The organism is Streptomyces sp. NPDC002055 (assembly GCF_040296705.1).
Taxonomy (GTDB): domain Bacteria; phylum Actinomycetota; class Actinomycetes; order Streptomycetales; family Streptomycetaceae; genus Streptomyces.
Genome location: NZ_JBEOXS010000006.1, coordinates 43845 through 64765, shown reverse-complemented (window position 1 = coordinate 64765; position 20921 = coordinate 43845). Strand labels below are relative to the sequence as shown.

Sequence of the window (20921 nt, the reverse complement as noted above, 5' to 3'; positions counted from 1 at the left end):
CGTGACCTCGGGGTGACACCCGGCCGGGAACGGGTGCGGCCACCGCGTGATCATCGGAGAGTCGTGTGGACTCCTGGAGACCGTGCGGTGGCCGCAGGTCGTAGCGTGGACCCTGACCGATGGCGGGCGATGTTCGACCAGGCCATCGCCCGGATCGCGGGAGGTTCGGCCTGCTCTCGCTGTTCCGGCTATCCGTATCCGTAGGCGATTTTCGCCTACGGATACCAGCACCCTCGTCTCAAGATCCACCGGCCCGAATTCCGCTGGGTGATCTCGTCATCGACCGCTACCGTGCCGGGCAGGATCCACAGGGGGAGGGGGAGCTTGTGCGCCCAGTGCTGTTGGTTGATGTGGACGGACCGCTGAACCCGTATGCCGCGAAGCCGCACCGGCGGCCTGCGGGCTATGAGACGCACCGGCTGGTCACGCCTCGCTGGGAGGCGTCCGAGCGGCGCCGACTGACCGAGTGGGGGCTGCCGAACAAGCCAGTGAAGCCGCTCCGGGTGTGGCTCAACCCGAACCACGGGCCGGCGCTGGCCGCGCTCCCCTTCGACCTGGTCTGGGCCACGACGTGGGAGGAGGAGGCCAACGACTTCCTCGCGCCGGTCCTGGGGCTGCCCGCCCTGCCCTACATTCCATGGCCTTCACCCCGGCCCGAGCCTCCCAGCGGCGTGTTCTGGAAGACACCGGAGATCGTCGCGTGGGCGAAGGGGCGCGCGTTCGCCTGGGTCGATGACGAGATCACCCTCGCGGATCGAGCATGGGTGGAGGCTCACCACGACGGTCCCGCTCTCCTGCACCGGATCGATCCCAAGTCCGGCCTGTCCATCGATGATTTCGCCAAGCTGACGGAATGGGCGGCAGGCCTGGACTGACTCCCCCGGCCGAGCGCCAACCGAGGAGACGCTGCAGATCTCCACGCTGGACAAGGCATTCGTGGACTTCTGGCACTCGACATCGACCAGGCGCTGTTCGAGATCGTCGCCGCCGGACTGGCACTGAACGCGGCCATGCAGCTCCAGCGCGACCGGACCGCCGCGGACCGGGCCCGCCGCGCGATCGAACGGTCCATGGACCAGTCCTGACCGCACGCCGGACCGGTAGTGGGCCGAGCACGCCAAGCGAGAGGCCTGCCCGGAGGCGATCGAGCAGGCCCCAACGACTTCGCCACTCTGGATACGACCGCCTGACTGCGTTCCCGCTGGTCAGCCCGTATCCGACCGAATGGCTAAGCGGTGAGGCCGTGCTCTTCGGCGAGACCGCTGATGGTCCGGGCCATCGCGACGTCCCGTTCGGTGATCCGGTCGCCGGCGTCATGCGTGGTGAGGGCGAACGTCAGGGTGTTGTAGAGGATCGTGATGCGGGCGTGGTGGTTCGCCGAGTCCTCGGCGGTGGCCACAGCGGCATAAAAGGATGGCAGTTGCTCACGCTTGCCCTTGTACGAGGCGGTCAGCGCGCCCCCTTCCACAGTCCAGCCGGGCAGTTCGGCCAGTGCGGAGGTGATGTGCCGGTCCGTCAGCGGCTCCAGAGCCACAGTGGTTCTCCTTCGGTGGGATGGGTCGGACAGCCATGGCTTGATCGAGTTCGTATCCGATCCTGGTGGTGGCCCAGGGCCGCATTGCTGCCCGTAGGACACCGAGTTCCTGGCGGTGCCGTGCTGATCCTGTTTCCCGGGCGATGGCTGACGAATCCCGGGCCGGCGCGACGGCATGCTCAGGTTCCCCGGTGCAAGCGTAGGAGGTGGCCTGCCGGGCGAGAAACACCCCGGTGTCCCGGCGGGCCGTGGAGGGCATGACGGCGTTGATCTGCTCCCACATGCGGACCGCCTCTTGGTGCAGCCCGAGGCGGCCGTAACAGGTCGCACGCTGGACCTCGAAGTAGCACGCGTTCCGGGCTGCGGCAGAGCCCCATGGGACAGTCGGATCGACCTGTTCCACTGCGACCGCGGCAGTATCCAGGAGTCGATCCGCTGCACGCCGGTCACCTATGAGGGCGTAGCCGTGAGCCTGCTGGCACTTGATCGTCACCTGAATGCGGTCGGACAGGTTGCCCCGCTCGGACAGCGCCGCGTCGCAGAGGTCGACGGTCGAACGGCCGTCGCCGAGGTCGGCATACAAGTGCCCGGTATGGGAGAGGGTGTAGGCGATCAGATCCGCGTCCCCGGTCATCCGGGCGTCGCTCTGAGCCATGCCGTGCCAGTAGGCGGCTTCATCCCACATTCCGGCGTCTTGGTGAAGCCACCCGAGGAGCGCGCCGTGGGCGGAGACAGCGGTAAGAAGCCCTGACCGTACCGATCGGCCCGCACCCCGCGCCAAACGCTTGATCAACTTGTACTGCTCGGAAACCACCCCGGTCAGCACACCGGCGCCGAGCATCATGTCAGGGACGAGGACGAGGACGAGGACGACGGCGGAGGCGGCAACCCTCCGACCGGCGACAGCGACGATGGACGCGACTACCTGACCTGACGGCCAGTAGTCTCCCCTGACCCGGGGCCGACTCCCTGTGACAAGGGGTCGGCCCTGCCGCTGAGAGGACTTCACATGCCCGACCGAGGACCGTTCGATCTCCCGGACCACGTTCAGAGCGTCGTGACACCGGTGAGCAAGCGCCTCGTCGTCAACCGGCGTGGTTCCACCGTCTGGGACGTACGAACTCCCGCTGGTCGCATGGCGGTGAAACTGGGCTACCCGAGCCGGACCCACGCATGGACGGCGTTGGCCCCCGCCCGAGAAGCCGCCATTCTCAGGCAACGTGTCGGCCCCGAAGAGATCCGCTTCGGAGAGTGGGAGAGAGGCACGTGGAGTGCTCAGCCCTGGCATGAAGGCGAATCCCTCTACGGTCTGTGGGAGCGCCTTCGGCACACGGATGATCCCATGGCCCCCGACCTCGGTGAGGCTCTGTCATGTGCTGTGGCACTGGCCGAGCTGCATGACGACGGGTGGGCGCATGGCGACGTGCAGCCCAACCACTTCGTCATCGGCCGTGCCGGTACCTTCCTCATCGATCTGGCGCTGGCACACGGTGGCGAGGTTCCCGGCCGCTACGACTTCCGGTACCGGGGCTGCCTGGTCCACTACGAGGCGCCGGAGATCTCTCGGAGCATCCTGGAGAGCGATACCGCCGTGCCGACGAAGGAAGCCGACGTATACGCGCTGGGTGCATCGTTGTTCCTCTCCGCCACCGGTCGCCGGCACGTGCCCTACCCGGACGATGCCGACCGGAAGGACCAGCGGCGGGCCATCGTGGACAAGCCGCACCGGCCGATCGACGTGCCGGGCCGGCTGGGCGGGCTCATCGATCACATGATGAGCCGCACCCCCGCCGACCGGCCGACCAGTGCCGAAATCTGCCGGGAGCTCCGCGGAGCGCTCTGACAGACGCCGACGCGGTGTCGTCACCACACCCCCCCGCGCCCCCAGCCGCCCTCACCCGATCCCCCGAGCCTCCTGGAACCGTGCCAAGCCGTCCCCCAGGTCCACCACCGGCTCCGGATAGTCCAGCCGGTCGCGCACCTCGGCCGGCAGGTCCCACGGGCGGTGCACGGCCGGGCCGGCCACTTCGGAGAGTTCCGGGACCCAGCGGCGGACGTACTCCCCGTGGGGGTCGAAACGCTTCGCCTGGGCCAGGGGGTTCAGGACCCGGTTGGGGCGGGTGTCCGTGCCGGTGCCCGCCATCCACTGCCAGTTGAGCTGATTGTTCGCCACATCCCCGTCCACCAGCAGGTCCAGGAAGTGCTGAGCACCCACCCGCCAGTCGATGTACAGCGTCTTGGTCAGAAAGCCGGCCGCCAGCAGTCGCGCCCGGTTGTGCATCCAGCCCTCGTGGATCAGCTGCCGCATCGCCGCGTCGACCACCGGGTAGCCGGTCCGGCCCTCCCGCCAGGCGGCGACCTCCTCCGGGGCCCGCCGCCACCGGTCCTTCCGGGTCCGGTAGTCGCGGTACGACGCGTCGGGGCGGGCCGCCAGGACCTGGTGGTGGAAGTCCCGCCAGGCCAGCTGCCGGACGAAGGCCTCGGCCCCCGCGCCGCCCGCCTGACGGGCCCGGTGCACCAGCTCCACCGGTGACAGCGCGCCGAAGTGGAGATAGGGCGAGAGCCGGGACGTCGCGTCGCCCGGCAGATCGTCGTGCCGGTCGGCGTAGGCGTCGATCCCGCCGTCCGTCCACGCCTTGAGCTGCCTGCGGCCCTCGGTCTCGCCCCCGGCGGCCAGCCCCGGGGAGACGCCCTTCAGATCCGTCCGGCACACCAGGTCGTCCGAGCGGATCCCCTCCGGGACCCGTACGACCCGGGGCGCCCCCAGCCGGTCGCGCAGCCGCTCGTTCTCCCAGCGCCGGAAGTACGGGGTGAACACGGCGAAGTGGTCCCGGTCGGACGGGGTCACCGCGCCCGGCGGCAGCGCCGTGATCACCGCGTCGTGGACCTGGAGGTCGCACCGCTCCTCCCGGAGCGCCGCCCGGAGCCGCTCCTCGCGGCGCAGCGCGTAGCCGCTCACGCCGCCCGCGATGTGCACCCGGCGCGCCCCGGCCTCGTACGCCACCCGGCAGACCTGCTCCACCACATCGCCCGTACGGATGACGAGCCGTCCGCCCCGGTCCCTCAGCCGGGCGTCCAGGTCGGCGAGGCAGTCGGCGAGGAACGCCCGGCGGTTGGGGGCGTCGAAGCCCGCCTCCCGCACGCCGGAGTCGACGACGAACAGGGGCACCACCTCATCGGCGCCGCGCAGCGCCGCCCGCAGCACGGGCTGGTCGTGCACCCGCAGGTCGGATGTGAACAGGGCAATGGACACCCTCATGCGCCACTCCTACACGCCCTGGCCGGGCGGGAATTCCATCAGTGCGAGGGGATCGGTGGTCGGCTGCTCGGAGCCGCCCGCAGGCTCGACGGTGATGCCCATCCCCGAGGCATCCCCGACCGGACCGCGCATCAGCATCGCCGGCTGGGCGGAGGCTTCCACCAGTCCCGCGGAGCGCATCTTCCCACCGTCGGCGAACCACAGTTGGTACACCTTGCCCGACGGCAGCGGCGGCAGGCCCGAGGCGAGGAACGCCGCCTTGTCCTGGCTGCGCGAGACGACGACCGTGGCGGACGCGCCGTCCTTCAGCTTGCCCCCGGTGGCCCGCGCGTCCGGAGCGGCCAGGACCTTGGTGATCTCCTCCTGCCGCTGCTCCGCCTGCCGGGCCTCCTGCCGGGCCTCCTGCCGGGCGTCGTCCACCTGCTGGTGCTGCCAGACGGCCACCCCGCCCAGCCCCGCGGCGGCGGCCAGACACGCCGCCAGCGCGAACCGGTACGGCGACCTGGCGCGCCGTCGGGACGGTCCGCCGACCCGGCGCCGGGAGACGCTCGGCGGCTCCTGACGGACCGTCACGATCTGTCTCATGACCCGGTCCTTCATCTCCGGCGGGGGCACCATGGACACGGCCAGCCCCAGCCGTCCGGCGGTCGCGGTCAGTTCTCTCACCTCCTGGGCACAGGGCGCGCACTCCACGAGGTGGCGCTCGAACTCCTCGCGTTCGGTCTCCGGCAGCGCCTGCGTCGCATAGGCGCCGGTCAGCGTGTGCAGATCCGCGGATTTCACGCGGTCACCCCCAAGCAGTCGCGCAGCCGGATGAGCCCGTCACGGAGGCGGGTCTTCACCGTTCCGAGCGGGAGGGACAGCAGTTCGGCGACCTCCCGGTAGGTGTGTCCCCGGTAGTAGGCGAGGGTCACCGACTGCCGTTGCAGGTCGGTGAGGGTGCGCATGCAGCGGCGCACCTGCTCCCGCTCCAGCCGTGCCTCCACCTGTTCGGTGACCTCGTCGAAGGCGGGGGTCCGGTCCAGCAGGGCCGCCCGGTGCTCCCGGTCCGTCGCGGCCTGCGCGGCCCGCACCCGGTCCACGGCCCGCCGGTGGGCCAGGGTGAGCACCCAGGTCATGGCGCTGCCGCGGTCCGACCGGAACCGCGCGGCGGTCCGCCACACCTCCACCATGACCTCCTGCGCCACCTCCTCCGACTGCGCCGGATCGCGCAGCACGCCGCGGACCACGCCGAGCACCGGGCCGCAGACCGCGTCGTACACCCGGCTGAACGCCTCCTGATCGCCCCTGGCCACCATGACCAGCAGCTCCTCCAGATCGGGCCCGGAAGGGCCGGGCCGTGGATGGCTGCGGAGACCAGCGGACCCCATGTTTCCTCCAAGCACCGGGCGGCTCGTGACGCCACCCATCCTTCACGCGGGCAGGCCCGCGTCCGCGCAGGCTCCACGAGTCATTCGGGACCGGGACCGGCGCGGATTGGCCGCGGGAGGGACATCTTTGCGGAAGTGGCACACCTGTTGGTGCACCAGGGGTGACTCCCGACATCCTCAGCGGCGACAGGCACGGCACGCACCGACCGGAGGCGGACAACGATGACCGACCATCACCATCACAGCACGAAGATCGACTGGGATGCCATGGGACCGCTCCTCGAACTGGAGGGTGAGGTCCAGATCCCGCTGCTGGAGCAGGCCACCGGCTGGCTGCGCGGCCGGAGCGGCGGGGTGCGGCGGGTGCTGGACGCCGGCAGCGGTCCGGGCGTCATGAGCTGCCTGCTCGCCCGGGAGTTCCCGGCGGCCGAGGTGGTCGCCGTGGACAGCGGGCGGGAGCTGCTCGACCGGGCCGAGCGGCGGGCCGCCCGACAGGGGCTGGCCGAGCGGGTCCGCACCCACCTCGCCGACCTGCCCGGCGGGCTGGACCCGGTCGGGCCGGTGGACCTCGTCTGGTCCAGCAAGGCGGTCCACCACCTCGGCGACCAGGTGGCCGCACTCGCCGCGCTCGCCCGCTGCCTGCGCCCCGGAGGCCTCCTGGCGGTGTCCGAGGGCGGACTGCCCCGCCGCTGGCTGCCCCGCGACATCGGGATCGGCCGGCCGGGGCTCCAGGAGCGGCTGGACGCCCTCAACGCCGACCGGTTCACCGAGATGCGCGCCGAGCTTCCCGGCTCGAAGTCCGAGGTCGAGGACTGGCCCGCGCTGCTCGCCGCCGCCGGTCTCGAACCCGCCGGCACCCGGACCTTCCTGCTGGACCTGCCCGCACCGGCGGCGCCCGGGGTCCGGGAGTTCGTGGCCGCCGACCTGGCGCGGCTGCGCGAGAAGCTGGCGGACCGGATCGACGCGGACGACCGGGCGGCCCTCGGCCGGCTGGCCGACCCGGACGACCCGGAGGGCATCCACCGCAGGCCGGACGTCTTCCTGCTGAGCGCCCAGACCGTGCACACCGCCCGGCGGCCGGGACCGGACAGCTGAGCGGGCACGCCGCGCCGGTCCGGTGAGCGCCGCCCGGACCCGTGAGGGTCCTTGCCCGATGAGCGCCCGGTGAGCGCACGACCTGGGCGGGCATCGTGCAAGGACCCCTGAGGACACCCGGCCGGTGCCGCGCATGCGAACGGCGCCGCCGCTCCCGAGGAGCGGCGGCGCCGTTGCGAACCGGCCGGAAGGTCAGCCCTTCCGGTGAAGCCGGACCGGTCAGGCCACGTCGAAGGTGGCCGGGTCCGGGCCGAGGCGCTGACCGGCGTCCAGGCCCGCGATGGCGTTCAGATCGGCGTCGTCCAGCTCGAAGCCGAAGAGGTCGATGTTCTCCTTGATCCGGGACGGGGTCACGGACTTCGGGATCACGACATTGCCGAGCTGGAGGTGCCAGCGCAGCACGATCTGGGCCGGGGAGCGGCCGTGCTTGCGGGCGATCTCCCCGAGCTTCGGGTCGTCCAGCAGGCCCTTGCCCGACCCGATCGGCGACCACGCCTCGGTGGCGATGCCGTGCTGCGCGTGGAGTGCGCGGGCCTCGGCCTGCGGGAACTGCGGGTGCAGCTCGATCTGGTTGACCGCGGGCACCACGGAGGTCTCGTCCAGCAGACGCCGCAGATGCTCGGGCTGGAAGTTCGACACGCCGATGGCCTTGGCGCGGCCGTCGGCGAGGACGGTCTCCAGCGCCTTCCACGTCTCGATGTACAGGTCGCGCGACGGCAGCGGCCAGTGGATCAGGTAGAGATCCACGTAGTCCAGGCCGAGCCGGGACAGCGATGTGTCGAACGCCTTGAGGGCCGACTCGTAGCCGTGGTCGGCGTTCCACAGCTTGGTCGTGACGAAGAGGTCCTCACGGGGCAGTCCCGAGCCGGCGATCGCCTTCCCGGTGCCTTCTTCGTTCTGGTAGGCGGCGGCCGTGTCGATGCTGCGGTAGCCCGCCTCCAGCGCGAGGCCCACGGCGCTCTCCGCCTCGTCGTTCGGCACCTGCCAGACCCCGTAGCCGAGCTGCGGCATCCGGACGCCGTTGTTCAGGGTGGTGAAGGGGACCTTGCTCACGCGTCGATCCTTAGAAAGTAGACGGTCGGATACCACTGTCAACGATCTTCGGGGTCCGCCGCATTCCCGGTGAGCCGACCGGATGTGCCGGTCCGCCGTTCCGGATGGCTCGGATCAGGCGCCGTGGGGCGTGGCCTCAGGCGTGATAGGACCTGGCCTCAGGCGTGATAGAGGGCGTCGACCTCCGTGGCGTACGCCTTCTCGATCACCTTCCGCTTGAGCTTGAGCGATGGCGTGAGCATGCCGTGCTCCTCGGAGAACTGTGCCGCCAGGATCCGGAAGGTCCGGATGGACTCGGCCTGGGACACCAAGGTGTTCGCCGCGACCACCGCCCGCCGGATCTCCGTCTCCAGGTCCTTGTCCCGCACCAGATCGGCGGGCCGCAGCTTGGGCTTGCCGCGCATCTGCAGCCAGTGCTCCACGGCGTCGGGATCGAGGGTGACCAGCGCGGCGACGTACGGGCGGTCGTTGCCCACGACGATGGCCTGCGAGACCAGCGGGTGTGCCCGCACCCGCTCCTCCAGCGGGATGGGCGACACGCTCTTGCCGCCCGAGGTCACCAGGATCTCCTTCTTCCGGCCGGTGATCGTCAGATAGCCGTCCTCGTCCAGCGCGCCGAGGTCCCCGGTCGCCAGCCAGCCGTCCTTGAGCACGGCCTCGGTGGCCTTCGGCTCGTTGAGGTACCCCTGGAACACCTGACCGCCGCGCAGCCACACCTCACCGTCGTCCGCGATGTGCACGGTGGTGCCGGGGATGGGCCGGCCGACCGTGCCGTAGCGGGTGCGCCGCGGGGGATTGGCGGTGGCCGCGGCCGTCGACTCGGTGAGCCCGTAGCCCTCGTAGACGGTGATCCCGGCACCGGCGAAGAACAGCCCCAGCCGGCGTTCCATCGCCGAGCCGCCCGACATCGCCGTCCGGATCCGGCCGCCCATGGCTTCGCGGACCTTGCTGTAGACGACCTTCTCGAAGAACTGGTGCTGCATGCGCAGACCGGCACCGGGGGCCGAACCGGTACCGAACGCCTTGTGCTCCTGCGCCTCCGCGTACCGCACCGCGACCTCGACCGCCTTGTCGAACGGCCCCTCGCGCCCCTCCGCCTCGGCCTTCCGGCGGGCGGCGTTGAAGACCTTCTCGAAGACGTACGGCACGGCCAGGATGAAGGTGGGCCGGAAGGCGGCCAGGTCCGGCAGCAGTTCCTTGGCGCCGAGGCTCGGCTGGTGGCCCAGCTTCACCCGGCCGCGGATCGCCGTGACCTCCACCATCCGCCCGAAGACATGGGCCAGCGGCAGGAACAGCAGCGTGGACGCCTCGTCACCGGGCTTGGAGTGGAACACCGGCTCCCAGCGGGCGATCAGGGTGTCCGACTCGAACATCAGGTTCGCGTGGCTGATCACACAGCCCTTGGGGCGGCCCGTGGTGCCGGAGGTGTAGATGACGGTGGCGGGGGAGTCGGGGGTGACCGCCAGCCGGTGCCGGTGCACCACCTCGTCGTCGATGTGCTCCCCGGCCGCCGTCAGCTCGCCCACCGCGTCGGCGTCGAGCTGCCACAGCCGGGTCAGCGTCGGCAGCCGGTCGATCACCGAGCCCACCGTCATGGCGTGGTCCTCGGTCTCGACGATCGCCGCGGAGACGCCCGCGTCGTACATCATCCAGTAGACCTGCTCGGCCGAGGACGTCGGATAGACCGGCACGGGCTGCGCGCCGATCGACCAGAGCGCGAAGTCGAACAGCGTCCACTCGTAGCGCGTACGGCACATGATCGCGACGCGGTCGTTGAACCGGACTCCCTGGGCCAGCAGCCCCTTGGCGATCGCGAGGACCTCCGCGCAGAACTCCCCCGAGGTCACATCCCGCCATTGCCCGTCGACCTTCCGGCCGAGTGCGACCCGGTCCGGGTCGTCGGAGGCATGGTCGAAAACGGCGTCCGCCAGGCCTCCGACCAGGGGCGCCGCCTCAACGGGAGGGACGGTGAACTCGCGCAATGACTGCTCCTAGCGTGCTCAGCACAGCGCCGCGACGGTACCCGATCCGGCCCCCGGTGGGGAGAGGCGTCCCGGAATCGGAAATGGCGACATCTGCGCTGGTCAGGCCGCGATGTGCGGTCCTGTGCGGGACAGCTTGGGTGAAACCTGACTCCGGAGTAAGGAGAGGGCGCGGCAATCTCCACCGAATCCGCCCGCGGACGTCACGGACGCTTTACAGTGCGTGCCCTCGTGGGGCAGATGGGCCGGTTACCGCCGGTCGGGGCGGCCCGCGGGGCGCGGAGTGCGGCTCGGAGCGAAATCTTCCGCTTCAGCTCTCCGCGGGGCGTGCGCTCCGGTACCGGCTCCCGGGGGTGTGTTCCGGTACCGGCTTCCGGGGTGTGCGGGTGTCGCGGCGGGTGGCCGTGGACGGTCGCTCCACCCGGGACGGGAGTGCCGGTGCGGGCCGTACGGGGAGACGGCGTCGGAGGCTCGGGGGTTGCTCCGGTCACCCGGAAATCTCGCGCGCCGCGGACCGCCGCGCCAGCAGCAGCGGACGGCGCCCCGGTGGCTCGATGGGTGGCCGACGGGAGGTCGACCGCAGGCGACGGCGGTCGACAGTCCGGGACTTCTGCCACATGCCCGGCATTCGGTGCTATCTGGTACTCCATTGGACGTCCGGCGGGGTCCACATGCCGGGTAAATGCGATGATCGGCCTGTTACTGGGTTCGTCCGATTCCGAGCGGTGGCCGTCGTGCAGCAGCGGCCGCCGTCGCTCCGTACACAGAGGAGAACCCGTGAAGTTCACCCGACTGTGCCTGGCTCCCGCCGGGGCCGCGCTGATGCTGGGGGCACTGGCCGTGCCCGCCGACGCGGCCACCACCGCCGTACCGTGCGACACCGCCCAGCTGATCGCGGCGATCAACGCCGCCAACAGCGGCGACGGCGCCACGCTCGCGTTGGCCGCCGGCTGTGCCTACCACCTGACCACCCCGGCCGACGGGGAGAGCGGGCTGCCGGTGATCGTCAAGCCGATCACGCTCGAGGGCAACGGCGTCACGATCAGCCGCGACGTGGACGCCGACGAGGCGTTCCGCATCTTCACCGTCGGCGCGGGCGGTGAACTCACCCTGGAGGCGCTCACCGTCGAGGGCGGCCTGACCACCGCCGACGGCGGGGGCATCCTCGTCCAGAACGACGGGGCCCTCACCGTGGACACCAGCCTCATCACCGGCAACACCGCCGCCGGGGACGGTGGCGGCATCGCCGTCGACGCCGGTGGCACGGCGGCCCTCACCAACACCTCCGTCACCGAGAACTCCGTGGCCGACGCCTCGGCAGCGGCCCCGTCGGCCGCCAGTAGCCCCGCCGCCGTCCCGTCGGCCGCCGCCAGTGCCGCGGCCGCCGCACCGTCGGCTGCCGCCACTCCGGCGGCCAAGGAGTCCGCCGCCAGCGCCGCCGCTGACGCGTCCGCCGCCACCCCGGCCGCCAGTGCCTCGGCCGCCGGCACCGTGGCCGCAGATGCTTCGGCCACCACCGGCGGCATGGCCGGTGGCATCCTCAACAACGGCGAGATGACCATCGACGGGGGCGTCAAGGCCGACGGCACCCGCAGCGCGTCCGCCCTGCGTGATGTGCCGAGCAGCACGAACGACGAGGACGAGAACTCGGTGACCTACCGGGACAGCCACAACAACGTCACCAGCAACGTCACCGGCAACAGCACCACGACCACCACCCCGGGCACCGGCACGCAGACGGTCTGGAACTTCGGCGTCCCGGACCTCTTCCGGGCCGACGGGCAGACGTCCCGCACCGCGACGAGCCTGCCCGAGGGGTACACGAACGTCTCCGGCTCCGTCGCGCTGGACCGCCGTCAGGTGACCACCACCACGGGTGGCACGGAGGGCGGCAGGCTCGCCCTCGGCCTCCCGCTCCCCGGGGTCGGGACCACCATCAGCGCCAACAGCCCGGCCAACTGCACGGGCAGCGCCACCGTCCCCGCCGGCTGCGTCGGCTGACCCTGCGCCCCGGCCCGTCCCCGCCCGTACCGCCCGCCCGCTGGAACAGGCGTCACGCCGGGCGGCGTCGGGCGCCGGACGGGCGGCTCCGGGGGCGGCATCACCGCCGCTCCCGGAGCCGTGGCCGCAGCCTGTCCCGCAGCCGTGCCCGCGGCCTGTCCCGGCGCCGTGCCCGCGGCCGGCTGCTCCCGGAGCCGTGCCCGGGGCCCGCCGCTCCCGAGGCCGCCGCCGCAGCCTGTTGCTCCCGAAGTCGTGGCCGGGGCCCGGCTCCCCTCCGCGCGGCCGGGCACTTCCTCCACTCGACCCGGCCCCGGTCCGCACATCGCCGCGCGTCACCTGTCCCCTCAGCCGTTTCCCCCTCAGTCCTCAGCCGTGTCCCCCTCAGTCCTCCGCCGGACGCACCCGGTCCAGCGGCAGCCACAGCACTGGGAGCCCGCCGAGGGGGCCGCCCCAGGTGCGGAGGCGTTCCAACTCCTTGCCGGAGAGCGCCCGGTCGTAGACCCGCACGTCGTCGAGCGCGCCGGTGAGCCAGGTGCGGCTGTCCGCGGACTGGCCGAGATGGACGCCGAAGGTGGAGGACCGGCTCACCGTGCCCGGCACGTCCGGCGCGGTCACCTCCGCACCGTCGACGGCGAGCAGCAGCCGGCCGCCGGTCCGGCGCAGCGCGAGATGGTGCCACGCGCCGTCGTTGTGCGCGCCCGGCGTGCTCACCGTGGCCGTCGCCGCGGGCCGCGCTCCGTCGGCCGTGGTGATGAGCCCGGTGATCCGCCCGCGGGACGGCTCGCCGCGGAGCCAGACCTGCGGATTCCGGATCCCCACGCCGCCCATCCACAGGAACGGCTGGTCGCCGGCGGTCGCGGCGTACCGGAACCATAGGCTCGCGGTGAAGTCACCGGCCCCGAGGCGCAGCGACTCCCGGAAGGGCAGCCGCACCGCGTCGTCGCCGCCGTCGAACGACAGCGCCCCCTTGAACCGGCCCGCCACCTCCGCCGCCCCGCCGAGCACGGACGCCCCGCGGGCCCACAGGGCCCGGTCCGCCGTGGTCGGGTCGGGGGCGCGGCGCGGGCCCAGCCACTCCTCGGTGAACCGGGCGAAGCGGATCTCGTCCCGGGCATCCGCCGTGCCGCCCTCGTAGAGGAGGCCGACCTCGTCGTCGGAGAGGGCCACCAGGTCGGAGTAGCCCGACCAGTCGGCGGTGACCCGCTTGCCCCGGTCGGCGCTCTCCCAGGTGCGCCCCTCGTCGTAGGACGAACGGATCGTCATGGTCCGGCGGCGGTCGGGGTCGGCGGGCGCGGAGAACAGCAGCCTGCTGTACCCGTCCCGGTCCCGGCTCCGCAGCCGCAGCGCGGCGCCCTGCACCATCGGCGTGGTGAGGTCGGGAAGGGCACGGAAGGGCGCGGCGAAGCTCTCGCCGCCGTCCCGGCTGACGGCGTACGTCCGGTGGCCCAGGTCCGTGCCGTCCTGCTCCCGCCCGTTGACGTGGACCGCGCCGTCGCTCCGCTCCAGGAGCGTCATCTCGGACGGCTTCTGACGGAACGTTCCGTCGGGGGCCACGGGCCAGGTGTCCACGGCGCCCACCCGCCAGGTCCGGCCGCCGTCGTCGCTGTGCACCAGCGCCGCGTGGTTCGCGGTGATCCGGGTCCCGTCGTGGCTCTCGGCGTTGACCCCGAACACCAGCCGTCCGGCGTGCCGTCCGCGCGTCAGCTGGATGCCGTGCACCGGGCCCGTGGCGTACCAGGAGTTCCAGGCCGGGGGCCGGATCGCCTCGGTCAGGTCCCGGGGCGGCGACCAGGTCGCGCCGTCGTCGTCGCTGTACTGGAGGTGCGGGGTGCGGTCGCAGGGCACGGCGCAGCTCAGCGAGTCGGCCCGGCCCTTGTTGTAGGTGGTCGCGACGAGGATCCGGCCGGTGCGGGTGTCCACGACCGGTGCGGGGTTGCCATGGGTGTCGCCGGCGCCGTCGTCCACGACCTGGAGCGGGCCCCAGGTGCGTCCGCCGTCCGTGGAGCGCTTGAGGACGAGGTCTATGTCGGCGGCGTCACCGCAGTTCAGCACCCGGCCCTCGGCGAAGGCGAGCAGGGTGCCTCGGACGGTCCGCACGACCGCCGGGATCCGGAAGCAGGCGTACCCGGGGTCCTGCGAGGCCTTGAACAGCACCTGCTGCTCGAAGCCGCTGCGGGCCGCGGCCGGGGAGCCCTCCGCGGCCGCGGCCCGCACGGAGACCGCGGGCGGGACGAGCAGGGCGGCAGCCAGTAAGACCCACAGCCGGTGCCACCGGAGCGGGCGTGGACGGGGTCCGGGGCGTGGACGGAGAACTGACGGCATGGCGCGTCCCTTCAGCCGATAATCCGGACATCCCACGTCCCATGTCCGGGCGTCGACGGTACGTGCCGGGCATTCCCCCTCACAAGCACCGTGCGCCCATCAGCTCGTCCGGAGTAGCCGAGGCCCGTCGGGCACGGGGGAGGCGGTGCGGCCGGGCCGGTGGACAGTTCGGCGAAGGCGCGGGTGAAGGCGCGGGTGAAGGCGAGCCCGGTGACCGGGCCCGACGGAGAGCCCGTCACGCCGGTGCAGAGCGCGGCGACGGTCCCCGCCACATCCCCGCCGAGCACCCCGGGCAGCGGCGCGCCGCCGCGCACCCGCCGCACGGACGGCAGGGGTACCCCGATGGCCTCGGTGCGATCAGCGGCTCGCCGACCTGCCGGGGCGGCTGATCCCGGGTTCGATGACGGGGGTTCCTGACGACGCTCGAAGCGGTAGCGTTCGATGACGCCCAGCGTGGTCGATCCGCCTCAACTGCACCGTCCCTACCAACTCCACAGTGGCATCAATATATTGACGCCGCATCATGCCGAGGAGCCGAACGGCCGTCGGGATGTGCGGGCTGCGGGGCGCGTGGCCCGCGGCGCGGCCGCCGTAGCGGGACCGTCCGTCCCGGGCGGTCGCGTATCGGCCTCCGCGCCCCCTCCGCTACGACGTGACCGCCGCTCCGTACCGCTGACGCGCCCGGCCGGGCCCGGCCTCCCGCCGCAGCCCGCTGTCCCAGCCGCCCTCACCCACCGAAGGGACCCCATGGACACCGCGCCCCGCAAGACCGGAGCCGCCTGCCCGCTCGGTTTCGACCAGCACGCCGACAACGCCCGGCTCCGGGACACCGGCGCCGCGGCCCTCGTGGAACTCCCGGGACAGGTGCAGGCATGGGCCCTGGCCCGGCACGACGCACTGCAACAGGCCCTCGCCGACCCCCGCTTCGTCAAATCCCCCGAGCACTGGAGCGCGCTCACCGAAGGCCGGGTTCCGCCGGGCTGGCCCCTGATGACCTTCATCATGAACAAGGGCATGACCACGGCCGACGGCGACGAGCACCGCCGGCTGCGCGGCCTGGTCTCGAAGGCGTTCACCCCGCGCCGCACCGCCGCGCTGCGCCCGCGCATCGAGGAGCTGACCGACTCTCTGCTCGACTCCCTCGCCGACGCGGCCCCCGGCCCCGTCGACCTGCGCGCGCACTTCGCCTATCCGCTGCCGATCGGTGTCATCTCCGAACTCCTCGGCATCCCGGAGGACCGCCGGGACACCCTGCACGGGCTCTGCGAGATCCTGGTCAGCAGCACCACGCCGCCCGCCGAGGCGATCGCCAACGTCCGCGCCCTGCACGCCGCACTCGGGGAGATCATCGCCCGTAAACGGCAGCACCCCGGCGACGATCTCACCTCGGCCCTCATCGCCGCCCGGGAGGACGGCGACCGGCTCAGCGAGGAGGAACTCGTCGGCACCCTGCTGCTGATGTTCCTGGCCGGGCACGCCACCACGCTCAATCTCATCTGCAACGCCGTACGGGCCCTGCTCACCCACCCCGACCAGCTCGCCCTGGTCCGGGCCGGCGAGCAGACCTGGAGCGCGGTCGTGGAGGAGGCCCTGCGCTGGGACAGCCCCGTCGGCCAGTTCCCCATGCGCTACGCCGCCGAGGACATCGAGATCGACGGCACAATCATCGCCAAGGGCGAGGCGGTCCTGGCCTCGTACGCCGCCGCCGGGCGCGACCCCCGGGCGCACGGCCGGAACGCCGAGCGGTTCGACATCACCCGCGGCCCCACCCGGCACCTCTCCTTCGGGCACGGCGCCCACTTCTGCCTCGGCGCCCCGCTGGCCCGGATGGAAGCGGAGACCGCACTGCAACGCCTCTTCCACCGCTTCCCCGCCCTGCAACTCGCCGCCGCCCCGGAGGACCTCCAGCCCCTGCCGTCCATCGTCTCCAACGGCATCCGGACGCTGCCGGTGACGTTGGGCTGAGCCGTAGGGCCCCGGGCTCTGCCTAACCGCTGATCAGGTCCGACGGTCGGCGCTTCCCCAAAGGGGCGTACCTTCCTGTGTTCCGTCGTGCCCCACGCGGAGAGGGCTACGGTGGGCGAGACCGACGCCAGACCCGTGAAGGGGGACACGCCATGGCCCGCAGGCTCCGCATGGTCGGTACGAACTCAGGAAACAACGGATGCCCCACGCTCTACGAGATCGAGGGGACGGCCGAATATCTGGTGCAGGGAGATGCGGTGACCGACCCCGCCGAGCTTGCCCAGCTCCGCAACATCAAGGACGGGGAAGCCGCTGTCACCGTGCCGCGTGAGCTGCTCGCGAACTTCGGGCCGAAGGAGGCCGTGCACGTACCGCAGGCCATCGGCTTCGAAGAGTTCGACGGCATGTTCGAGATCTTCGAGCACGCCGCATGGCGCCTGGAGTCCCGCCGGCGCTATGCCTCGGACGAGGACACCGAGACCTACCAGCAGTTCGCCCGCGGTCAGGCCGTGGCGTGGGACCTCGAGGACCCCTGGTGCGTCTCGCGCCGGGAGCAGTCCGCACAGGGCAAGCGGTTCGAGCGGGTGCGCATCGTGGACACTCCAGCAACCACGGGCCAGCTGTACCTTCTCGACAACGCCCGCCGGAACGCGGCCGTGGGCGAGGACATCCGCAACCTCTCGCGCGACACTGCGGACGGTCTTTCCCTGCCCACCGAAGACTTCTGGATCTTCGACTCCCGGGTTGTGGCGCTGCTCCGCTTCGACGACGCCGACACGATGACCGGCGTCGAGTTGATCACCAACCCTGTGGACGTCCTCCGGTACTGCCAGATCCGCGACGCAGCCTGGCACCACGCGAAGCCTCACAGCGACTTTGCGGCGCAGGTAACTTCGACCGCGTGACCACCGACTTCCAGCAGGCTCGGGCCTCCCTCGGCGCGCGGCTGCGTGAGCTGCGCACCGAGGCGGGACTCACCGGCCGCGATCTCGCCGCGCTGCTGGGCTGGACGCAGTCCAAGGTGTCGAAGCTGGAAACCGGCAGGCAGACTGCCACCGCAGAGGATCTGCGCGCGTGGGCCGAAGGCGTCGGACACCCCGAAGCCACCCCGGAGCTGAACGCCCGGGTGCAGGGGCTCGAATCACGCTCTCGGTCCTGGCGCCGCCAGCTCGCCGCCGGCCACCGCCCGGTGCAAGACGCGCTGAGCGCCGAGTACGAGCGATCCACCGTCCTGCGGGCATGGGAAGGTGCCATGGTCGTCGGCATGCTCCAGACCGCCGACTACGCCCGGCATGTCTTCACGCGGTACGCCGACCTCCACGACTCCGTGAGGGACATCGACGATGCTGTACGTGCCCGTGTGCAGCGCCAAGACGCGCTGTACCGGCCCGGACGCACCTTCCACATCGTCATGGGTGAGGCAGCGCTGCACACGGCGATCTGCCCGCCGTCCGTTCTGGCCGCCCAGCTCGACCGGCTGTCCGGGGTCTTCGGGCTCGACACGGTGGCGCTGGGCATCGTGCCTTTCGGCGCGCCTGTGAGCATCCCCCCGGCCAACGGCTTCTGGATCTATGACGAGCGGCTCGTCATCGCGGAGGACTGGCACGCCGAACTCTGGCTCAACGACGCGGACAACATCGCGCTGTACCGCAAGGTGTGGGAACTGCTGAGCCGTTCGGCGGTGTATGGGCACAAGGCGCACCGCCTCATCACCCGGGCGAGGGCGCAGCTCGTCCTCTCGTGAGCACATCGGAGAATCACCGGCTCCGGCCGGAGAATATTCGAGAATCGGGCGCGCCAGTAATCCGAGGGCTTCCCTACGGTCCTGCTCATGGGCACAGAGACATGCAGTCTGCGGCCTGAATGGCTGCCACCCGGAAACGTCCTCGGCGCGGTCGGAGACATGAACGCCGCAGGCGCGGTTCGGCTCATCGACTCGGCACCGCGGCCCGCGGAGGCGGTCGGATGACCGACACGCCTCCCCCTGAGGCCGAGGGCGCCCTCGCCTCCACCGACGAGACCGCGATTCAGGACACCATCGTGCGGTCCTTGCGAACTGCCGCCGGCCGGATCGACATGGACGAGCTGCGCCACCTCGAACAGCAACTCCTCGCCCACATCGCCGTCCTCTACCCCGCCGTCGACGCGGCAACCGACAAGCTCTGGCGCGGCAGCATCGCGTGGTACACCCGTCGCGCCACGCTCGACAGCATCCGGCGGCAGGTCGAACAGGGCCTCGGTGGCGGTCCCCTCGCCGCGCACATTCAGGTCTCCGCCCTGGCCCGCGACTGCCAGTGGCTCCTCACTCAGCACCGGGGAGGCTGATGTGCAGTACTGCTCCGGGCACCCGGGCTGTAGCAATAAGCCCACCCTGATCGCCCCGGTCGAGACCGGCTCCGGCCCCGGCGCCATCCTGTACGTCTGCTCCGACTGCATGCGCATCTGCCGGCTCCGGCCCCTTGTCCCGGCCGCGAGCGGCGGCCCCGTCTACGAAAGCCGCCGCACCTGACCGGGCCGTCGGCGGCGTTCCCCCTCCGCCGGCGGCCCGCCCCCACACCTGCCCCTGCGCCACGCCGGGGCTCTCGCCACCCCGATCACAGTGGAGGCACGCCGTGAGCACCTACAGCGAGTACGAGGAGAAGGCCGGGAAACGAGGCCGGAAGAGGCCGGGACCGGGCGGAGACCAGGGCAACGGGCAGACGAGCGGCTGTATGGTCGTGGCGCCGGTGGCCGGCCTCTTACTCATCGCCGCTGCCATGATCAGCCGGAGGCAGAGATGAAGATCAGAACCGAACGCACCATCGAGGACAACGGCGAGGTGTACACAGACGGCGAAGGTACCCGCTTCTTCGGCATCCCCGCCTGGAGAATCTGTCTCGTCCTGTGCGCCGCGATGCCGGTAGCACTGCTCACGTACACCTACTCGGTCCGCTGATCCCCGGTTCTCCGTCCTCCGGCCGTCCGTTTGCCGCCCGTGGCGGATGGCCGGGGCCTCCTCACGTGAAGAGCCCATCGACGGACGTGAACTGGGGACTCTGCCTTGTTGGGGGCAGCGCTCCACCGCTGAACTCTGCGCTCCTGAAGCGAGCGACGGGCACGGACACACACCGCTGACGGTGCGCCGTGTGCTCAGCTCAGCGCCGTCGGTTGCCGACGGCGGTCTCGGACCGGGCCCCGGCCCGGTCCGCCTCCCCGTCGTTGTCGGCCTGCAGTGCGATCCGGTCCTCCCCGGCGTACACGTTCATCGAGCTGCCCCGCAGGAAGCCGACCAGGGTCAGCCCGGTCTCGGCGGCCAGGTCCACCGCAAGCGAGGACGGTGCCGACACCGCGGCGAGCATCGGGATGCCCGCCATGACCGCCTTCTGGGCCAGTTCGAACGACGCCCGGCCGGAGACCAGCAGAATCGTCTGTGACAGGGGCAGTTCGCCGGACTGCAGGGCGCGCCCGATCAGCTTGTCGACGGCGTTGTGGCGCCCCACGTCCTCCCGCAGGTCGAGGAGTTCGCCCGTCGGAGAGAACAGTCCGGCGGCGTGCAGGCCGCCCGTACGGTCGAACACCCGTTGTGCGGCACGCAGCCGGTCGGGGAGGGCGGAGAGCAGCGCGGGCGTCACCTTCAGCCGCGGGTCGTCGGCGACCGGCCAGCGCGCCGTGGAGCGTACGGCGTCCAGGCTGGCCTTTCCGCACAGACCGCAGGACGAGGTGGTGTACACGTTCCGTTCCAGCGTGATGTCCGGGACGGGCACCCCGGGGGCGAGCTGTACATCCACCACGTTGTAGGTGTTCGAGCCGTCCTCGGTCGCTCCGGCGCAGTAGACGATGGTCCGCAGCTCCTCCGCCGCGCCGAGCACCCCCTCGCTCACCAGGAAGCCGGCGGCCAGTGCGAAGTCGTCCCCGGGCGTGCGCATGGTGATGGCTAGCGGCTTGCCGTTGAGGCGGATCTCCAGGGGCTCCTCGGTGACGAGGGTGTCCGGGCGTGTGCTGACCGCGCCGTCGCGGATCCGCAGCACACGCCGCCTGTCGGTGACCCGTCCCATGTGATCAGTCCCGTGTCTCGGTCCCGGAGGCCGGTGCGGCCCCGGCGGTGTGGTTGCCGTGGGACACCGGGCCGGGTGACGGCGAGGTGGCCCGCGCTCTCATTGTCCTGCACCCGCGCCCGGGCCGGTTGCCCGGCACGGCCTGCTGCCCGGCAGGGCGGGAGGCCCCGCCGGTCCGCCGGTCCGCCCTTTCGCCGGTCCGCCGGTTCGGGAGAGGGGCGCCGGTCCGGGGGAAGGCTGCCGGTCCGGGAGACGGGTGCCGCCTGACGACCGGGCGACGGGGCCGACGGCGGCGGGGGCGACGGG

At 71.8% G+C, this 20921-nt stretch carries 19 protein-coding genes and 1 pseudogene; 11 read left to right on the top strand and 9 right to left on the bottom strand.

The genetic code is table 11. From position 1 onward, the window contains the following. Positions 1 to 335 precede the first annotated feature (335 nt). A complete protein-coding gene (locus ABT112_RS04875; RefSeq protein WP_351505598.1) occupies positions 336 to 875 on the top strand; it encodes a hypothetical protein in 540 nt (179 codons plus the stop codon). A gap of 78 nt (positions 876 to 953) precedes the next feature. Continuing rightward, a pseudogene (locus ABT112_RS04870) lies at positions 954 to 1085 on the top strand (TetR/AcrR family transcriptional regulator); the annotation flags it as partial. Positions 1086 to 1228: 143 nt separating this feature from the next. Here ABT112_RS04870 and ABT112_RS04865 read toward each other — a convergent pair. Continuing rightward, on the bottom strand, positions 1229 to 1534 hold the full coding sequence (locus ABT112_RS04865) for a 4a-hydroxytetrahydrobiopterin dehydratase (protein ID WP_351505596.1): 306 nt from the start codon (positions 1532 to 1534) through the stop codon (positions 1229 to 1231). Then, positions 1425 to 2375, bottom strand: coding sequence for an NsdA family TPR-like regulatory protein (locus tag ABT112_RS35310; protein ID WP_502975246.1), 951 nt, complete (start codon positions 2373 to 2375; stop codon positions 1425 to 1427). Before ABT112_RS35310 ends, ABT112_RS04865 begins: the two co-directional genes overlap by 110 nt. A 294-nt stretch (positions 2376 to 2669) precedes the next feature. On the opposite strand from ABT112_RS35310, the gene ABT112_RS04855 reads away from it, so the two are divergent. After that, complete coding sequence (locus tag ABT112_RS04855; RefSeq protein ID WP_351505592.1) at positions 2670 to 3377, top strand: protein kinase family protein; 708 nt, start codon at positions 2670 to 2672, stop codon at positions 3375 to 3377. Between the two features lie 51 nt (positions 3378 to 3428). Here ABT112_RS04855 and ABT112_RS04850 read toward each other — a convergent pair whose 3' ends face one another. Genes ABT112_RS04850 through ABT112_RS04840 form a run of 3 tightly spaced genes read right to left on the bottom strand, consistent with a single transcriptional unit; the run spans position 3429 to position 6163 of the window. After that, entirely contained in the window at positions 3429 to 4793 is a 1365-nt protein-coding gene (locus ABT112_RS04850) for a cryptochrome/photolyase family protein (RefSeq protein WP_351505590.1), read from the bottom strand. A gap of 9 nt (positions 4794 to 4802) precedes the next feature. Then, positions 4803 to 5576, bottom strand: coding sequence for an anti-sigma factor (locus ABT112_RS04845; RefSeq protein WP_351505588.1), 774 nt, complete (start codon positions 5574 to 5576; stop codon positions 4803 to 4805). Then, positions 5573 to 6163, bottom strand: coding sequence for a sigma-70 family RNA polymerase sigma factor (locus ABT112_RS04840; protein ID WP_351505586.1), 591 nt, complete (start codon positions 6161 to 6163; stop codon positions 5573 to 5575). The genes ABT112_RS04845 and ABT112_RS04840 overlap by 4 nt, the downstream gene beginning before the upstream one ends. Positions 6164 to 6385: 222 nt before the next feature. Here ABT112_RS04840 and ABT112_RS04835 point away from each other — a divergent pair, with 222 nt between their 5' ends. Next, positions 6386 to 7258, top strand: coding sequence for a class I SAM-dependent methyltransferase (locus ABT112_RS04835; protein WP_351505584.1), 873 nt, complete (start codon positions 6386 to 6388; stop codon positions 7256 to 7258). Positions 7259 to 7477: 219 nt separating this feature from the next. Here the strand turns inward: ABT112_RS04835 and ABT112_RS04830 are convergent, their stop codons facing one another. Next, complete coding sequence (locus tag ABT112_RS04830) at positions 7478 to 8311, bottom strand: aldo/keto reductase (RefSeq protein ID WP_351505582.1); 834 nt, start codon at positions 8309 to 8311, stop codon at positions 7478 to 7480. A 158-nt stretch (positions 8312 to 8469) separates the two neighbouring features. Beyond that, positions 8470 to 10293: an AMP-dependent synthetase/ligase gene (locus ABT112_RS04825; RefSeq protein WP_351505580.1), complete on the bottom strand. Its 1824-nt coding sequence runs from the start codon at positions 10291 to 10293 to the stop codon at positions 8470 to 8472. A 777-nt stretch (positions 10294 to 11070) separates the two neighbouring features. On the opposite strand from ABT112_RS04825, the gene ABT112_RS04820 reads away from it, so the two are divergent. Then, positions 11071 to 12294 (top strand): right-handed parallel beta-helix repeat-containing protein, encoded by a 1224-nt coding sequence (locus ABT112_RS04820; RefSeq protein ID WP_351505578.1) that lies wholly within the window; start codon positions 11071 to 11073, stop codon positions 12292 to 12294. Between the two features lie 381 nt (positions 12295 to 12675). On the opposite strand, the gene ABT112_RS04815 is transcribed toward ABT112_RS04820, so the two are convergent. After that, positions 12676 to 14616: an exo-alpha-sialidase gene (locus tag ABT112_RS04815; protein WP_351505576.1), complete on the bottom strand. Its 1941-nt coding sequence runs from the start codon at positions 14614 to 14616 to the stop codon at positions 12676 to 12678. Positions 14617 to 15363: 747 nt separating this feature from the next. On the opposite strand from ABT112_RS04815, the gene ABT112_RS04810 reads away from it, so the two are divergent. The 6 genes from ABT112_RS04810 (at position 15364) to ABT112_RS04785 (ending at position 19516) form a co-directional block, all read left to right on the top strand. After that, a complete protein-coding gene (locus ABT112_RS04810; protein ID WP_351505574.1) occupies positions 15364 to 16581 on the top strand; it encodes a cytochrome P450 family protein in 1218 nt (405 codons plus the stop codon). A gap of 152 nt (positions 16582 to 16733) precedes the next feature. Continuing rightward, the gene (locus ABT112_RS04805; protein WP_351505572.1) at positions 16734 to 17486 is read left to right on the top strand and encodes a DUF6879 family protein; all 753 of its coding nucleotides are present in this window, start codon (positions 16734 to 16736) and stop codon (positions 17484 to 17486) included. Beyond that, positions 17483 to 18325, top strand: coding sequence for a helix-turn-helix domain-containing protein (locus tag ABT112_RS04800; RefSeq protein WP_351505570.1), 843 nt, complete (start codon positions 17483 to 17485; stop codon positions 18323 to 18325). Before ABT112_RS04805 ends, ABT112_RS04800 begins: the two co-directional genes overlap by 4 nt. A 221-nt stretch (positions 18326 to 18546) precedes the next feature. Beyond that, positions 18547 to 18906, top strand: a complete 360-nt coding sequence (locus tag ABT112_RS04795; protein WP_351505569.1) for a DUF6415 family natural product biosynthesis protein — start codon at positions 18547 to 18549, stop codon at positions 18904 to 18906. 1 nt (position 18907) lies between these two features. Beyond that, complete coding sequence (locus ABT112_RS04790) at positions 18908 to 19090, top strand: hypothetical protein (RefSeq protein ID WP_351505567.1); 183 nt, start codon at positions 18908 to 18910, stop codon at positions 19088 to 19090. 267 nt (positions 19091 to 19357) lie between these two features. Then, positions 19358 to 19516: a hypothetical protein gene (locus ABT112_RS04785; RefSeq protein WP_351505565.1), complete on the top strand. Its 159-nt coding sequence runs from the start codon at positions 19358 to 19360 to the stop codon at positions 19514 to 19516. 199 nt (positions 19517 to 19715) lie between these two features. Here ABT112_RS04785 and fdhD read toward each other — a convergent pair whose 3' ends face one another. Further along, positions 19716 to 20615 carry a formate dehydrogenase accessory sulfurtransferase FdhD gene (fdhD, locus tag ABT112_RS04780; RefSeq protein ID WP_351505563.1) on the bottom strand — a complete coding sequence of 300 codons (900 nt, stop codon included), beginning with the start codon at positions 20613 to 20615 and terminating at the stop codon, positions 19716 to 19718. Positions 20616 to 20921: the final 306 nt, after the last annotated feature.

What these genes read in the sequence shown, in the direction of transcription:
- ABT112_RS35310 (WP_502975246.1), bottom strand. Translation starts at nt 2,375, where the DNA reads ATGCTCGGCGCCGGTGTGCTGACCGGGGTGGTTTCCGAGCAGTACAAG.
- ABT112_RS04805 (WP_351505572.1), top strand. Translation starts at nt 16,734, where the DNA reads ATGGCCCGCAGGCTCCGCATGGTCGGTACGAACTCAGGAAACAACGGA.
- ABT112_RS04840 (WP_351505586.1), bottom strand. Translation starts at nt 6,163, where the DNA reads ATGGGGTCCGCTGGTCTCCGCAGCCATCCACGGCCCGGCCCTTCCGGG.
- ABT112_RS04795 (WP_351505569.1), top strand. Translation starts at nt 18,547, where the DNA reads ATGACCGACACGCCTCCCCCTGAGGCCGAGGGCGCCCTCGCCTCCACC.
- fdhD (WP_351505563.1), bottom strand. Translation starts at nt 20,615, where the DNA reads ATGGGACGGGTCACCGACAGGCGGCGTGTGCTGCGGATCCGCGACGGC.
- ABT112_RS04810 (WP_351505574.1), top strand. Translation starts at nt 15,364, where the DNA reads ATGGACACCGCGCCCCGCAAGACCGGAGCCGCCTGCCCGCTCGGTTTC.
- ABT112_RS04815 (WP_351505576.1), bottom strand. Translation starts at nt 14,616, where the DNA reads ATGCCGTCAGTTCTCCGTCCACGCCCCGGACCCCGTCCACGCCCGCTC.
- ABT112_RS04835 (WP_351505584.1), top strand. Translation starts at nt 6,386, where the DNA reads ATGACCGACCATCACCATCACAGCACGAAGATCGACTGGGATGCCATG.
- ABT112_RS04785 (WP_351505565.1), top strand. Translation starts at nt 19,358, where the DNA reads ATGAAGATCAGAACCGAACGCACCATCGAGGACAACGGCGAGGTGTAC.
- ABT112_RS04855 (WP_351505592.1), top strand. Translation starts at nt 2,670, where the DNA reads ATGGCGGTGAAACTGGGCTACCCGAGCCGGACCCACGCATGGACGGCG.
- ABT112_RS04850 (WP_351505590.1), bottom strand. Translation starts at nt 4,793, where the DNA reads ATGAGGGTGTCCATTGCCCTGTTCACATCCGACCTGCGGGTGCACGAC.